The sequence below is a fragment of the Streptomyces sp. NPDC050743 genome (genome assembly GCF_044456925.1).
In the GTDB taxonomy this organism is placed as follows: Bacteria; Actinomycetota; Actinomycetes; order Streptomycetales; family Streptomycetaceae; genus Streptomyces.
This window is the reverse complement of the sequence record NZ_JBITGJ010000065.1, coordinates 1-15,628: the sequence shown is the minus strand read 5'-3', so window position 1 is coordinate 15,628 and position 15,628 is coordinate 1. Positions and strand designations below refer to the sequence as shown.

At 68.5% G+C, this 15,628-nt stretch carries 7 protein-coding genes and 1 pseudogene; 3 read left to right on the top strand and 5 right to left on the bottom strand.

What is annotated here, in order from left to right; genetic code table 11:
• Nucleotides 1–10 precede the first annotated feature (10 nt).
• Nucleotides 11–934 carry a phosphorothioated DNA-binding restriction endonuclease gene (locus ACIBJF_RS38120; RefSeq protein ID WP_399180904.1) on the top strand — a complete coding sequence of 308 codons (924 nt, stop codon included), beginning with the start codon at nucleotides 11–13 and terminating at the stop codon, nucleotides 932–934.
• Nucleotides 935–1,183: 249 nt separating this feature from the next.
• On the opposite strand, the gene ACIBJF_RS38115 is transcribed toward ACIBJF_RS38120, so the two are convergent.
• Both ACIBJF_RS38115 and ACIBJF_RS38110 read right to left on the bottom strand, forming a co-directional pair.
• Nucleotides 1,184–5,881: a DEAD/DEAH box helicase gene (locus tag ACIBJF_RS38115; RefSeq protein ID WP_399180902.1), complete on the bottom strand. Its 4,698-nt coding sequence runs from the start codon at nucleotides 5,879–5,881 to the stop codon at nucleotides 1,184–1,186.
• 104 nt (nucleotides 5,882–5,985) lie between these two features.
• Nucleotides 5,986–9,021, bottom strand: a complete 3,036-nt coding sequence (locus ACIBJF_RS38110; protein WP_399180900.1) for a hypothetical protein — start codon at nucleotides 9,019–9,021, stop codon at nucleotides 5,986–5,988.
• A 246-nt stretch (nucleotides 9,022–9,267) separates the two neighbouring features.
• Here ACIBJF_RS38110 and ACIBJF_RS38105 point away from each other — a divergent pair, with 246 nt between their 5' ends.
• Nucleotides 9,268–11,031, top strand: a complete 1,764-nt coding sequence (locus ACIBJF_RS38105) for a sigma-70 family RNA polymerase sigma factor (RefSeq protein ID WP_399180898.1) — start codon at nucleotides 9,268–9,270, stop codon at nucleotides 11,029–11,031.
• A gap of 197 nt (nucleotides 11,032–11,228) precedes the next feature.
• Here the strand turns inward: ACIBJF_RS38105 and ACIBJF_RS38100 are convergent, their stop codons facing one another.
• Both ACIBJF_RS38100 and ACIBJF_RS38095 read right to left on the bottom strand, forming a co-directional pair.
• The gene (locus tag ACIBJF_RS38100; RefSeq protein ID WP_399180954.1) at nucleotides 11,229–12,767 is read right to left on the bottom strand and encodes a zinc-ribbon domain-containing protein; all 1,539 of its coding nucleotides are present in this window, start codon (nucleotides 12,765–12,767) and stop codon (nucleotides 11,229–11,231) included.
• A gap of 48 nt (nucleotides 12,768–12,815) precedes the next feature.
• Nucleotides 12,816–12,953 (bottom strand): annotated as a pseudogene (locus ACIBJF_RS38095) (hypothetical protein); the annotation flags it as partial.
• 376 nt (nucleotides 12,954–13,329) lie between these two features.
• On the opposite strand from ACIBJF_RS38095, the gene ACIBJF_RS38090 reads away from it, so the two are divergent.
• Nucleotides 13,330–14,193, top strand: coding sequence for a hypothetical protein (locus ACIBJF_RS38090; RefSeq protein WP_399180896.1), 864 nt, complete (start codon nucleotides 13,330–13,332; stop codon nucleotides 14,191–14,193).
• A 66-nt stretch (nucleotides 14,194–14,259) separates the two neighbouring features.
• Here ACIBJF_RS38090 and ACIBJF_RS38085 read toward each other — a convergent pair whose 3' ends face one another.
• The gene (locus ACIBJF_RS38085) at nucleotides 14,260–15,456 is read right to left on the bottom strand and encodes a PD-(D/E)XK nuclease family protein (RefSeq protein WP_399180895.1); all 1,197 of its coding nucleotides are present in this window, start codon (nucleotides 15,454–15,456) and stop codon (nucleotides 14,260–14,262) included.
• Nucleotides 15,457–15,628: the final 172 nt, after the last annotated feature.

Here is a 15,628-nt window from a genome sequence, read left to right as displayed (position 1 = left end):
TTGCCTGGTGATGACCCGCGTCGAGTTGCTGAGCGCTCTGTCCGCTCTGCGGCAAGCACAGATAGGCGGCCGCAGAGCCCCGCACAAACCTCTGCTGATGCTGTGGCTGTTGGGGAGGTTCACAGCGTCGGGCAGCAGGGCGGTCACCTACAGCGAGGCGGAGGGGCCCGTCAGCCAGCTAATCAACGACTTCGGACCCGCCGTGGTGAACCGCTCTCGCGCGCGGGAACGAGCGGCCATGCCGTTCGTGCACCTGGAGCGTGCGTTGTGGCAGGTATGGGACCGGGAGGGACATCACATCCCGCCGGATGCTCCTGAGCGCGGCAGCTGGCTGCGGGCGCGGGGCGCCCACGCTCGTCTGCGCCCCGAGGTGGAGGTGCTGTTGGCGAATGAGGGCGCGCTGACGGCAGCCGCCCGGCTCCTTCTGCAGCAACACTTCACGCCGGTTTTGGAAGCACCGATCTGTGACGCAGTCGGTCTGGAGCTGATCGGTGGGGAGGAGACAGGATCCGTAGCGGCGAAGAAGATGCTGCGCAAGCGGCGGGCAGGGTTCGTCGAGGAAGTCCTCCACGCCTATGCGTATGCCTGCGCATTCTGCGGCTTCGACGGGGCGCTCGGCCGCAATCCCGTGGGGCTGGAGGCCGCGCATGTGCAGTGGCACAGTCAGGACGGGCCGGACGAGGTGAGCAACGGGCTGGCGTTGTGCTCCCTGCACCACACGCTGTTCGATCTCGGCGTCCTGGGTCTCTTGCCCGATTGGCGCATCCGGGTCTCTCAGCTGTACGTCGCGCGCAGCCTGGCGGGTCGAGCCATCGACGCCCTTCACGGCCAGCCTGTCGCAATGCCCCGGCCCGGCCGGCTTACCGTCGCCCCTGCCCACCTCGACTGGCACGACCAGCAGGTCTTCAAACATCCCGAGGCGAATGCGGCGTAAATCAGCGGCTACGCCGCCATCCCCGGGCGCCCGTCCTTCCTCCCCAGATTCCCGGCTCTCGGGGATGGACGGGCCTGCAGACCATGTGCCGGCAGCTACCAGGTGCTGCCGATGGCGCCGGTCCAGTACAAGACCGTGCAGTCTGTAAAGGATCAGGCCGCCCGAGGGGTTTGTTCGGCATGGGCGGGCTCCTTTGCGAGCAGGTCCTCCCGGCGACCGTGAAACTGGCCGCGCCCCTCTCCCTACTGATCAGCTGGTGTTGCTACCCGTCAGGGCGTCCAGTAGGGCGATGGCCTCACGGCGGCTGAGCAGTTCGTGGAAGCGCTCGTTGCGGAAGGTTCGCAGGCACGCATAGCAGCTGCTCTCGGGGCCGCATTCGCAGGCTTGCATGCGAGTAAGCGCCGCGTCGACGACCGGTTCGAGTCGCTCCCCGATGTGCACGGCGTTGCCTGCGCCACCGGGTGTGGTGTCGAAGAGGAGCAGCGAGGGCATGCCGTCGCTGCTTGTGTGGATGGTGCCGTCGATGTCGTCGCGGCTGATCTCCAGGTGGGTGGCTGCGCCTTCCAGGAGTGCGTACAGGCCGGAGCGGAGGCGGGCCGGGGTGACGGTGAGGGCGGTGAGGGGGTCGAGGTGGATTTGGAGGAAGTCGGTCTGGTAGCGGTGGGCGAGGGAGACGACCCGGAGCGGGCCGGTGCATTGGGCGTCCTTCAGCAGGTGGGGGTGGCCTGTCCGCAGGGGCGTTGCATGGGCGTGGGGGCGGCCCCAGCCGCACCAGTCGCAGATTTGGTATCCGGCGCCGGCTGGTCCTTCGGAGACGACGACCATTTCGCCGCGAGTACCGGCGGACCAGGTGGTGGTGTGGCCGGTGGTGAAGATGGTGGCTCCGTCGTGGAGGTCGGCGGTGTGGGTGGACATGTGGGTATCGCCGTACCAGGCGCGGCGGGGTGGGGTTTGTCCTGGGCGGCGTTGGGGTCCTCGTGCGGCGACGAAGCCGTAGATGGGTTCGACGTAGCGGCGTTGTGCGGTGGTGGCGTGGGTTTTGCAGGCGGCGCAGGCGGGGTCGACGGGTTCGGTGGCTTCCCGGTAGCGGCCGCAGGTGGCGCAGACGGCGTAGTGGCGGCTGACCAGTTCGCGGTCGGGCAGGCGGTAGACGCCGGCGGAGGTCCACAGCTGGCCGCCGGCGACGATTTCGGCGCCGGGGGCGTATTCGTGGACGGCGGCGCTGAGGTCGCGGGTGAGTTCGAGGTGGCCGGAGATCGTGCCGCCGTCTTGGGGGATGCGCAGTTCGACGGTGTCGACGGGGAAGCCGTACTTGGGGAGCACGTTGCGGTTGGCGAGGACGCCGAGCAGGTCGCGCTGGGTGAGGTTGCGGATGACCTTTTCGTACATTTCCGCCAGCCGGTATTTCCGGGTGGCGGCTGCCTGGTCGCGGCGTTCGCTGTAGGCGGTGACGTCCTGGTCGATGATCTGTTGGGCGGCCTGCAGGAGACGGTCGAGTTCGTCGACCCAGGCGCCGGAGTCGACGTCGATGTCCTTTTGGACGCTGTCGGGTAGAACGCGGCGCAGGGAGGCTAGGACGGTTTCCGGGACGGGGGTGAGCCAGTCGCGCACGGTGTGGGCGGCGATCTCGCCGGTAGTGTCGTCGGGCAGGAAGAACTCGCCGGCTTTGCGCCAGATGCGGCCCCGCTCGTCCTTCATCGCGCGGAAGAACGCGGCCAGGGCGATGGAGTGGGCGTGGCGGCGGTCGATGCGGACGTTGTCGACGGGAACGATCGGCGCCCGCACCTCGCCGGCAATCATCCGTTCCGGCTGCGCGAACCGTGCGAGGTCATGGGGGCGCCTTTGGGCGTAGGTGACGACGAGGGCCGCGGAGTCGGAGCGGCGGCCGGCGCGACCGGCGCGCTGGACGTAGTTGGCGGTGGAGGGGGGCATGTTCCGCAGGACGACGGCCTGCAGTTCGCCGACATCGACGCCGAGTTCGAAGGTAGTGGAGCAGGACAGGGCGTTGACCTGTCCGCGGACGAACTCGCCCTGGATCTCCGCGGCCTTCTCCCCGGTCCACTGGGCAGTGTGTTCCTGAGCCCGGAGCGGAACGGGGTCGAAGGTCAGGTAGAGGCGGCGCAGATGGTCGTCCGTCTCGACGGTGGGCTTGTACTCGTGCAGGCGGCCGGTGCAGCGCAGCGTGGGGCAGACGGCCCGCACGGACACGGCGACGATGCGTCGGCAGCGGTCGCAGACATGCAGCGGGTCGGTGTCCGCGCTCACGGGTCGCAGCCGCAGCCAGGCGTGATCCAGACGGCGCACGACGCCGATTCCGGGCTGGTTCTCACTGGGCAGCCAGTCGGTGAGGTGGCCGGTGGTGAGGTCGGTCCACAGACGGTTGAGGATCTCCAGTGCCCTCGGTTGCTGGTCCCCTCGGTGGCCGAGGGCGTCGAGGACCCGCACCAGGTAGTCGACGCGTCGGTTGGAGGCGCCGGCGGTGCTGGGCAGCCAGCTGATCACCTTGCGTTTGGCGTCGGACCCCTTGGAGCGGACCCAGACGGGGCCGCGCCGTGGCGCGAACGCCTCGTCGCCCGCGTCGACGTCCTCGGGCATGGTGAGGGCGCCCTGGTTGCGCACGGTGCGCAGGAGTTCCTGGAGCAGCAGCCATGCCTCGTCGTCGGTCAGGCCGAGGGAGGTCAGGGCGGTGGGTGGCTGCCAGAAGGGTTCGCGGTCGAGGTCGACGCGGAGCAGGCCGAGGCCTTCGAGGGATTGGCGGTCATCGAGGCTGAGCACTTCTTGCATCACCCACAGGGCGACTTCGCGCTGTTTGGCCTGTCGGGAGTGGTTGCGGCGGAAGACTCCGGCGTGGTCGGCGGCGCGGATGGTGTGGGCGACGAGGTCGTCGAGGTGCAGGGGATCGTCGGGATCGGGGCAGCCCTGTTTCAGGGCTTGTGTCATCAGGCGCCGGTGTTGGATGCGGGTGTAGGAGTCCTCGAGATAGGGGGCGAAGTAGGCGGCGGCCTGCCGGCTGTCGCTGAAGAACAGCAGCTTGCGGCCCTGCCCGGGAAGGGCGGCGGCGGGGCCGTCGGATGCCGGTGGCAGCGCCTGGTAGAGGGCGGTGCCCAGGACGGCGGCCGCGGCCTCGTTGCCGGCCTCGAAGAGGCGGATCATGCCGTGGCCGCGCGCGCCGCAGGCCAGGCAGGCTGCCGGGGTGCCTTCGTGGGTGTCGAGTTGGTGGACGCGGCGCAGCTCGCTTCGCTCGCAGTCGGGGGCCGTGCAGGCTGTCGTCGTCGCGGGGTGCAGGGTCGCGCAGCGGGTGCACAGTCTGCGCTCCTTGAGGCCGCCCTTGGCGCTGTCGCCGAGCGTTTCGTCGTCCTCGTCGGCACCGGCGCCCGAGCTGTCCGCGTCCAGGAGCAGCCAGGTGTGGGGGCTATCGGGGGACTTGCGGTGCGCGAGGCGGCTGCGGGCTTGCTGGCCGGTGAGGGTGCCGTGTAGGTGGACGGCGCCGCAGCGGCGGCAGGCGCCCAGCTCGAAGGAGGGGCGGACGCAGTGGGGGCAGGTCTCGTGGCGGGCCAGGTCGAGGTGGGGGCCGGCCGGGTTCAGGCAGGTGAAGGCACCTTCGGTGGCGCGCGCGAAGAGGTGGTAGCGGGCGGAGAGCACCGGGGCGCCGTCGGTGTCGGTGATCTGGCTGGCGAGCTGGATGAGTGCAGTGACGGCAGCGGGCCCAGCAACATCGCCGGGGAAGACGGTCTGCGCGATCTCGCCGACGGGGCGAGGGCCTTCGGCCAGGGCCCGGCGCAGAGCCGCTGTAGCGGCCTCGCAGGCCAAGGCCGCGGCCGGGGTGGTGTCTGGGGGCAGGCCGTGCCTGCGCGCGACAGAAGCAATCTCGGCTCCGGGATCGGCCGCGCTGGCCAGGCGCACGTATTCGGTGGTCGGCAACGGCCCCCAGTGCGGGCCTTGGGGTGCCTGCACCCGGGTGGCGGTGACCAGGTCCTGTGCGGCCGGATCGCTGGCATCCCAGTGGAAGGGGACGTCGAAGAGGGCTTGGGCGAAGGCGGTGACGGCGGCCGGGTTCTCCTCCGCGCCGACGGTGGCGCTGGTGGCGATGGCCTGGATGTCGCGTCCCTGGCCCACGCGGTCTGTCAAACGGCGCAGCAGCATGGCCAGTTCGGCGCCGCGCGCGCCGTCGTAGACGTGGGCCTCGTCGACGACGATGTACCGCCAGCCGCCCGCATGGTCTCCTTCGAAGAGGTCCATGTCCTGGGGTCGCAGCAGCAGGTACTCCAGCATGGCGTAGTTGGTGAGCAGGATGTGGGGCGGGGTGGCGCGCATTTCGCGGCGGCTGAGCAGTTCGTTGGGCAGGCGTGGCTCGCCCGGGTTGAGCTGCTCGAAGGTGTCAGCGGCGCGCTGCGGATCGTCCTTGGTATCGCCGGTGTAGCGGCCAAAGGTGATGTGGGGAGAGGCGGCGAGCAGCCTGCGCAGGCGCTTCATTTGGTCGTTGGCCAGGGCGTTCATCGGATACAGCAGCAGGGCACGGACGCCAGGGCCCAAGGTGCCGCGGGCGTGTTCGACGGCGAGGGTGTTGAGGATCGGCAAAAGGAAGCTCTCGGTCTTGCCGGAGCCTGTGCCGGTAGCAACAACGAGGTTGCGTCCGGCCACGGCCTTGCGCAGCGCCTGCTCCTGGTGCCGGTACAGGGGGCGGTCGGCGGGCAAGGCGGGACCGGTCAGCTGCCGGAACGCGGGATCGAGCACGCCCTCGGCGATGAGTTCGTTCAAGGTGGCACCCGGTGCGTAGGCGGGGGTGGCCTCAAGGAGGGGACCCTTGGTGAGCAGCGGGCTGGTGTCGATGGCGTGGGCAAGGGCTTCAGCCAGGTGGGGCTCGCGCAGGGGCAACAGGGAACGTAGATAACGGCGGTAGGTGTCGTTGATCAGCGCGGAGGTGGCGAGCGGGTCGAGGCTGTGCACTATCGGGCTCCGGGACGGCGGCGAGTGGGACGGGGTGGCTTGGTGAACCGGCGCTCGGCCGGCGCGGCTTCGGCTACGGCAACGGGGTGTGTCTGGGCCGCATTTCAGCCGGTGCGGTGCACGGTCTCCGCGGTAACTAGGCATTCCGCGAGGGCGAGGTCGACGGCGGTGAGGTCGGGCGCGTGGGAGGCGACGGATGTCCACAATGGGCGCAGTTGCTGCTCCAGTTTGGCAGCCCGCACGTCTCCTGCGGCGGCAAGCCGGGCAATCAGCGCGCAGCCCAGGGAGAGTTGAGGTACCCGCATCCAGGCCTCATCGAGGCCGCGCAGCACACCGGGCCGTCGGTTGTGGAAGGCCTGGGCTAGGACGCTGTGTCCGTCCTTGAGGAAGAGCGCGATGGCCTCCAGCCAGTCGTCGCACTCCTCGCGCACGGCGTAGTACTGCAAAGTGCGGCGGTTGCCAAACGCCTGCCAGGCCGCCTCGGCCCGGGTGTCCGCGTCCAGGAGTCCCCGGGGTACGACACGGGCCGTACGCCACATGGCCTTCTGCTGGATCTCGGGAAGCTGGTCCAGGGCGCGGGCGTGGGCATCGAACCGGCCGACCGTGCCACTGGGATCTTCACGGCCGCCCAGCAGCGACGTTCCACCGTCGCCTAGGAACTGCCCTACCTCGGAAAGGAGTTCCTCCTCCTGCGGGTACAGCTCGCTGGTGTCGTAGGCGGGGTCGCCGGACAGGTAGGGCAGTAGCGGCGCGGTCAGCAGCAGTGCGCACAAGGGAGCCCGCCGCCACACAGGGCGTACGCCGGCCGGGTCCGCCACCTCCCGGATGCGCAGGGCGGCCAGCCCGCTGCCCACCAGCGCGGCGGCCAACTCGCCGGAGCGCAGAAAGCTGTCGGCCGCCCCCATGAGGGCGTCACCTCCGGCGTCCCCCAAGGCTTTCAGGCACTCCCTGGGTGCGGTCTCCTTCGCTCCGCACGCCTGCAGATCGCGTCCGTGGGCGGCCACGATCCACTGGTAGGGGATCGCCTCGGTGCCGCGAGGCAGCGTTCCACGTCCCGCTAGGTAGGCCGTGGTCCTCGCCGCGGCTGTGTCGATGCCGGTGGACATCCACGGCACACGGCGCAGCACCAGGGTGTCGCGCTCACGCAGGCTCGGCCAGCCTGGCGCGGCGCCGGGCGTGGGGGTTCCTGCCCGCAGGCTCACGACGAGGGGGCCGGCCGAACGCCAGGCGGCAGGCAGCGGAATGCGCCCGCTGGGGTCGACAGCCACGGTCAAGGGGTGCTCCCAGGGGGCGAACACCGCGTGCACATGTGCGGTTAGCTCACCCGGGTGGCGTAGGTGCCGCACCATCAGTCCGGTGCCGTCCGCTACGACGTCTTCCGCGATGGGCTGCGTACGCACGGTCCCTACAAGGATGCTCTGTCCCGCGACCAGCAGCCGCATCTCCGCCTTGACACAGTCGCGCACGGTGTCCGCAAGGGCAGCCAGGGCATAGCGCAGGTCACCCTTGCGGGTACGGGTGCGGCGTTCCGGCCGCAGGGTGTGCAGGGTCGCGCCCTCGACGACCAGCGCCAGTTCGGGTGTCACGGCGACGGCCTGCTCCGGCAGGCGCACGGTCAGGGCGCTGTCCCGCGCCAGATCGGCTGCGTCGATGTCGAGCGGCCGAATGGACCAGGTAAGGGGGTGTCCGTCGAGTTCCAGGCGGACTTCGGAGTGTGGGATGAGCGCCTGGACGTCGAACATCCGGGCCCCATGACGCACTACGAGTGCCTTGGCGATCTCATACGGGGCGAACGACACCGCGCTCTGGGAGACGGTGACCGCTGCACTGGTACGCAGGTCCAGTCGGGCGGGCACCAGTCCTCCGTGCGGGGCGAGTAGACGCCACTCGGCGGACGGTTGCGCTGTGATGCCCTCGGCGAGGAAAGCGGTCAGTCGGCGCCGACCCCGCCGCTGGTCGGGGCGGTAGACGAGCACCTCGTAGGGGCCAAGCAGCGGGCCAGGCACGTCCTGCCAAGGGTCGACAAGCGCGCCGGGGCTGCCGGTGAGGCGGGCGAGAGGGTCCTCGTGGCCCGGGCGGCGCACCTCGATGCGCCAGTGGCGTGTATCCGGCTCGCCCGGTCGGCGCGCCAGCCGCAGTGCGGGTGGACGGTTCCACACCGGCGCTCCGCCGGTATCGGTGAGGTAGGGCAGCGTCGTGCCGCCTTCCCAGCCGAGCGAGCGTCCTGCCGCCACGTCCAGCCAGCGGCCAGGGGCCCCTTCGCAGGCCCGCAGCCGGGTCACGCCGGCCAAAGACGCCTTGCTCAGCGTCCACCCGCTCCACCCGTACGGGGTGGGCAGCTCAACGGCTCCTACAGGGGCGCCCTCTGTCTCCAGGGCGCCCACGTGCAGCAGGTACGTCTCGGCTGCGGGTAGGGGCTCCTCAAGGGGAATCCGCTGGCCGTCGGCGGCGAAGGCCAGCAGAACCGTGTCTGGATCGACGACGCTCGATACGTGGATGGTTCCCGTCGGGTCGGTGGCCTCGACGCGACGCAGGGGGCCGGGCAGAACCCAGTGCGGCGGGCGAGCGGTAAAGGACTCGGCTTCGGCCGCCAACTGCCAGACGGATCCCTCCGGGCCACCGGGCAGGGTCAGCAGAACGCTGCCCCCTCCAGGCCCCAGACGCAGCTCCGGAGGAGTGGGAGCGGCCCCGGGCGCGGCCTCGCCCGGCGGTGCGATCCCCCAGTCCGTGGCGGTGGTCGGGGGACTCCAGGTCCAGCCCAGGATGCGGGCCGCCTCCCGCGCGGCCCACACCCATTCTCCGGCGGTTGCCGCGGCGTCCGTGGCGACCCTGCTACGCCCGAATTCCGGGCGCTGCGCAAGGACATGGGTCCGCGCCTGGGAAACCAACTGGGCGATATCTGGTGTCTCGCTCTGTGCGCCCAGTGCCACAGCGTGGATCGTGCAGGCGGGCCAGCGCGTGAAGACGGTGTCGGCCGGCAGGTCACAGTGGTCGGCGAGCAGTCGGTAGGCCACCAGGGCCTCCAGGACGAGCGTGGTACGCCTGACGGCATCCTGCGTCCCGCCGACGGCTGATGGCTCCCCCGCCTCTCGCCACGCCCGCTCGCAGTCGTCCAACAGCTGTGTGGGATCCACCAGCATGTTTCCCCTCCCCCGGCCCGGACCGTACTCCTTGCAGTCCAGACGACCGAAGTTTACCGTTCTACCATTCCTTCACATAATGGCCACAGGGAATCCGTGGGTCAGGGGTCGCACTCCCGGTCCGCTGTGCCCGGGCACGGCCCCATCAGAAGGCGGCAGCCTCCGGAGCGTGACCGGTTGTCAGTGGTGGGTGGTCCAATGCAACAGGGGTTGTAGCACTGCCGTTCAGCACATGGGGGCACGTCGATGACGACGGATATCGGGGTCAAAACGTCGACCGCTCTACACGCCGCGCTTGTGGCAGCGGCAGGACCACAGCGGACCTTGACGCTGATGGCCTTGCGGGGACTGCTGGTGGGCGCGGACAAGACGGTGCTCGTTGAGGCGCTGAGCCAGATCGTGCGGGAGGGGGTCACGCTCCCACCCACCGTAGCGGCCGCGTTCGGCCTCCAGGCCACCCCGCAGCCGCCCTCCCAGCCGGAACGCCCCACGCCCACGCGCACCCGGGACGAACCGTCTGGCCGGACAGGACTTCCCGCCGTGCCGAACCAGAAAGTACCCGGGCCGCACTTCACCATCGAGCTAGGCCCGGACAGCCGGCTGGACTTGACCACGCTGACGCTCCATACCCTGCTCCCGGACCCTCTCCCGGCCGGGTGGCAGGCAAGAGCGGTGCAGACCCTTGCGCCCCCGTCCGCCGAGCCCAAGCCGAAGCCCACGCCTGCCGGTCCCGCCGAGCCCACGCCTGCGGTGCACACGGCGTCGGCCCGCACTGACTGCGTCGCTGCTGACGCGGCTTTTGACGACTCCTCCGCCCGCCAGCCTGTGTTCAACTCGCTGAAGTACTACCGCAAGTCGATCGGGAAGTACCCGCTGCTCTCCCGACAACAGGAGGCAGCACTGGCCCAGGCCATCGAGGCGGGACTGCTGGCGCGGGAGAAATTGGAAGCGTCCGATCGAAAGATCGCCCCCAGGATGCGCCGCGACCTGCAGCAGGTCGCCCGGCTCGGGGAGCAGGCCTTCACAGAGTTCGCTCAGGCGAATCTCCGGCTGGTGATGAGTGTCGCCACCAGATACGCCGGGCGCGGGCTGGGCCTATTGGACCTGGTCCAGGAGGGCAACATCGGCATGCTCCACGCGATCGAGATGTTCGACCACCGCAAGGGCTTCAAATTCTCGACCTATGCGGTGCAGTGGATTCGCCAGGCAATCCGGCGGGCTCTTGCTGACCACAGCCGCACCATCCGGCTCCCGGTGCACGCGCACGAAACCCTCGCTGTGCTGCACAAGGCGGCGCGGGAGCTAGGGTATGACGCGCCAGCCGAGGCCCTGCCGGCCGTGGCCGCCCACGCAGGAGTGGCGCTGGACAAGGCGGAGGACCTGCTCTCGCAGGTGCGCCGGACCATCCCCCTGGAAGAACTGGCCGAGGCGATCGGCGACGACGCCGTACACGAGGAAGCCGACCGCACCCTCCGCGGACCGCATTGGTCCGAACCAGCCAACTACTACCGGAATCTCTCCCCCGACGAGGTTCACACGCTGCTCGACCGCCTGCCGATGAGGGAGCATCGAGTGCTCGCCTTGCGACACGGGCTTGAGGGGAGCCCCGCGCTGACGCTTGAAGCGATAGGCCAAGTCCTGGGGGTCACCGGAGAGGCCGTGCGTCAGATCGAATCCAAAGCCGAAGTGAAGCTGCGTGACGCGATCATGGAATACCAAAACCCTCCGATCGTCGCTCAGCCGGCTCTGGCGACCACGTCGCGCGCAGCCTCCCCGTGCCCTGCCGCGGGCCCCCTCGACGTGCCCAGTGTTCGCCGAAAGGTCCACGCCTCCGGCCACATCATGGTGGCCCGACAGACGATCAAGGTGGGCGCGGCGTTCAGCGGGGAGCACGTCACAGTCCTGCTGGAGGACGACTGCTTCCGAGTGCTGCATGAGGGACGCCAGATCGCGACCGTTCGCCGACGCCACCACACCGGCATCGGCAAAATCTACGGAACCTCGGACTGAGTTACCTGCAGGGGGGATGCGGATGCGGTTCAGGGTGGTGCCTCATGCTGAGAGGATCCCGAAGAGGTCGAACGGTGCTGCGCCCCGTGGACCGCTATCACATGCCGCGCCCCTGGCCGAACGCCGCAGTGGGGTCAGAGGCTCCCGGAGACCAACCGGCCGCCCCAATCGGGGCGGGCAGCCACACTTCCCGGCCGCTACCACAGCGTGTCTGCTGTGTCGTCTCCCAGTGCGGAATCCACGTGGGCGTGAAAGGCTGCTTCTGCGAGGAGGCCGGGGGTCGCTGCGTAGGCAGCAGCCGCCGAAATGGGTTGGCCAGTGATCTCGATGATGCGGTTCAGGACCGCGACAACTGCCGCTTTAGTATGACCGACTGGCCCACTTACGTCGTGGGGATGGAGTACGGGCAGCGGATCCTCACGGACCCGGATGAGCGTGTACCCAGCAGCGCGAATGGCGTCAGACTTGCGCCTGTCTCGAGCCTCGGAACCGGGCCGGGCGTGCCAGTAGCGGCCATCGAACTCGACGACGACACGGAGCGCGGGAATGAGGATGTCCACCTCCCAGCGCCTGCCACCCGCAGTCAGCTTGGCGCCGGTCGGCTGAGTGTCCGGGAGCAGGGCCTGGAGTTCGAAGCCGAGCGCGAGTTGCCGGCGGGACACGCGAGATAGGCGGCAGTGGGGGCAGCCTGAGCGCAATGGGCCGGTCCGGGCAGAGCAGGAGGTGGTCCACACGTGCAGAGAGTTTCGACGGCAGCGCCAGGTAATGCGGCGGCTGCTGGACACGGTGACCTGCCACGATGTGAGGCCGTCGTTGAGACTCGGGACGAGTTCGGCTGCGACATCCGGGGCGCGGGCCGCTAGCGCGTTGGTAACCGAGACCAGATGGCCGGCGCAGCATGGGCACCCGCTGCCAAGGGTGGTGCGGACAGACGGCGCGGCTTGCCATCGGTGGTCGGGGCCTGCGGGGCACGCCCACCAGACTTTGGCGCGTGACCGGCCGGAGACCGTGCCGGGGGTCAGCGGAGCATTGCGATCCAGGTCGAACTGGGCCGCAACGTCGGGATACAGGGACAGACGGTTGGTGACTGACGCCCGTCGGCCGGCGCAGAAGGGACAGCCGTTACCCGTGGCCGTGCGGTGCACCACAGGTGAAGACCAGACATGATCGGGACCCTCCGGACAACGCCAGGTGACTACCTGGCGCGTCCCGGCGAGGACTTCCTCGGACGTCAGTCCATCATTGAGTGCCGGATCAAGCTCGGCGGCGAGCTCGGGATGACGCGCGGCCAGACTGTTGGTGACCGACAGCTGGTATCCGGAACAGTAAGGGCAGCCCGTTGGATTTGATGCGCTGGTCCGAGCACAGACGGCGGCCTGCCACCGATGGTCCGGGCCAGCAGAGCAACGCCACCACACCACACGCTTGGAGCCGTATGAGACCTGCCCGGGATCAACACCCTCGTTGCGGTCGAAGTCGAACTCCGCCGCCACGCGCGGGTGTGTCACCGCCAGCGAACGCAACATGGGATCGAGCCGATTGCCGGAACACCACGGACAACCGGCAGGCCGCGGCTTCGTCTTCGTGCGGGTGTGCACCGCCGCCTGCCACAGATGCGCAGGATCGGCAGCACAGCGCCACCACACGCGCGCATGGCTGCCCGGCAGCAGCTCCTCCGCCCGCAACCCATCGTTGAGGGTGACATCGAGCTCGGCCGCGACAGCCGGGTGCAGCACGGCAAGGTTACGGCCGGCGCTCGGCCGCTTCCCGGCGCAATACGGGCAACCATGCCCCAGCACGCCCCGGTTGTATGGAGACGCCTCCCACCGGTGATCCGCACCCCGCGGGCACACCCACGCCACTTTCCCTCGGCGCCGCAACGACACTAGATGCGCCGGGCCCGCCTCCTCAGCCAGCTGCACCGCAAGCTCCGGACGGTCCGCCACCGTCTCATCCACCCTGTGCCCCCTCCTCCGTTTGCGAGGAGGGCAGCATGGCGTACGCCACTGACAACGACCGCCGCGCTGGCTCCCGTACACGGTCACTGTCTACGGGATCACCAACCTTGCTCTGGAGACGGCCCTTTGTTGCGAAACGGCCACTGCCATCCTGCAAGACCGAAGCAGAGCTCTTCGCTCAACGGGCACAGGAGCCCTGGGCGTTGCGGCCAGCCCGCCCGTCACCCGCATAGGCCCAGACTGAGCTGACGCAGCTTGGTCGCTGGAGGGCAGAGCGGAGCGTCAGCCCCACAGCCCGAAAGACCGATGCGTAACTCCCGGGTTACTGTAGATTCTTGCTATGGCCACGAGTAAAGTGATCGAGAACCCGGAGTCACACTTCTCCGCAGTGCTGGTGGGCGCAGCAAAGTTGCCGGGCGTGCGCATCAATAGGGACGCATACCTCCGAAAGGCGCTGGCTCGCTATTGCTCCGAGGACGACATCCGCAGAGCGATCGAAGAAACTCCTGCAGCGGCGGGTATCCCTCTCGAAGTTCTGGACAAAGCGGCCAACGACTCCATCGGCTACGAAACCACCAAGGCCAGCGCACTCTCCGCGGCTGCTGGGATACCTGGCTTCATCGCCCTTCCCGCCACTGTGCCCGCCGATGTGGCCCAATACTTCGGCCACATGCTACGTATCGCGCAGAAACTGGCCTACCTCTACGGCTGGCCCGATCTGTTCTCGGGCGACAGCGATGACCTCGATGACGCGACCAAGGGAGTGCTCACGCTCTTCTTTGGCGTGATGTTCGGCACCCAGTCTGCGAACGCTGCCGTGGGCAAGGTCGCGGGGATGATGTCGAAGCAGGTCGCCAAGAAGCTACCCCAGAAGGCACTCACCCAAGGCGTCATCTACCCAATAGTCAAAAAAGTCGCAGGCTACCTCGGCGTTCAGATGACGAAGCAAACCTTCGCAAAGACCGTCTCAAAGGCCATCCCTGTCGTCGGGGCCGTTGTATCTGGCGGACTCACTCTTGCGACCTACCTTCCTATGGCCAAAAGGCTGAAGAAGCACCTCTCAAGCTTGGAGCTGACGAAGCCAACACACCAAGTTGTAGATGGGGAAGTCGTGCAAGTTCACGAGCCCTCCGCCACGGAACACGCTGAGCAGCATGATGCAGATGTCACTGCCATCGAGCTAGAGAATCCTCACTCCTCTTAGCTCACCGACCTTCCAGTGTCAGCGGTGGCCGTCTCCACGACGGCCACGATCCGCCCTCGCGCAACCTCAGTCGCAAATCGCGGTGTCGATCCGGCCGCTGAGCTCCCTCCATGATGCAAGCAACTGATCGAGGACGCATTCGGTGAGGCCTTCAACCAGATTCCCGCCGCCGGGTGGCGGAGCGATCTCGGCGTACTGTAGGTAGAGCCATCTGTTCGCCCAGGCCTTGCCCGAGAGTGGACTGAGAGCGGCGTACACGGCTTGGTCGGGAACGAATATGCCGATAAATGGCCGAAGTTCGGTTTTGAAGACGTCGATGGCCGGCTCAGGCTCACCGGCCTTGCGCAGACGATAGCCAAAGCCGACACCAGCCCGCGGCCGGCCGTCCGCGGTGAGCCAGTTCCGCCGTGCCAGAACCACTGCCTGCTCCGGGTAAGGCGGCCTGCCCGGGCGTCTTTCCGATTGGTACGCGTACGGCTCCTGGAGAACCTCCACGTCGGCGCCCAGCTTCAACTCCGCCACGATCTGCTCCAGGCGACCTGGCAGAGCCTCCGTCAGGCGTTCCAGGACCCGTGCAGAGGCTGCTTCGGCTTCCTTCATGGCCATTCCGTGGGTCAGCCACAGACGCGCCGCGTCGTCGTCCAGCGCAGTCATCCGATTCATCCTTTGCAGCGTCGCCAGGTAGTCACAGGCAGCAGTCCGCGCAGCGTGACCGTCGGCGCTGGCAGGGCGCGGCGCGCTGCGCAGCGCCGCTTTCAGGTCCTCGGCCAACTGACTCAAGGTCATCGGATGGAATCGCTCCGAGAGAGGAAGACTGCCGTGCAGCGTGAGGAACACGAACACCGGTGTCGCCTCGTGGGCGTAGCCGTCGGCCAGCCGCTCTGTTTGCCGGCGGCCTTCCGTCGCGTGCACTTTGAGTTCGATGACCAAGGTGCACACCTCGGTTCTGATCACGATGTCGGCCCGGGTGCCGGGCGGCTGCTCCACTTCCTGTAGAACCTCCGCCTCGGCCAGTGCCTGCGCCCGAAGATCCCTATGCCCGGCTCGCCTCAGCATGGAGGTGAGCAGCCGTTCTCCGAGCTGGTGGGGCTGCGAAGGGTCGAGGAGCCAGGCGATCACTTTCTGATGGTGTCGTTCCAGATCCGCAAGCCCGAGGACCTCCAACGCGGTCGCCCTTCCCGGCCCTCCAAGCCCCGCATTCCCGAGTCGGCGCAGTTCCCTCTCGAGCCAACCCCAATCGGGATGGCTTCCTATGGCCGCCATGTCCCCCCTGACGTCTGACAAGACTCTCGGCTGTACAGGCCACATCGCCGCGGAACGGGCTCTCGACCAAGTCCTCGCTGAAGTTCCCCCCGCGAACTGGACAGCGGGTGTTTACGCTGCCGGGACGAGGTTCTGCCTGAGCAAGGATCTCGTTTCGAGCGGGGTGACGTAC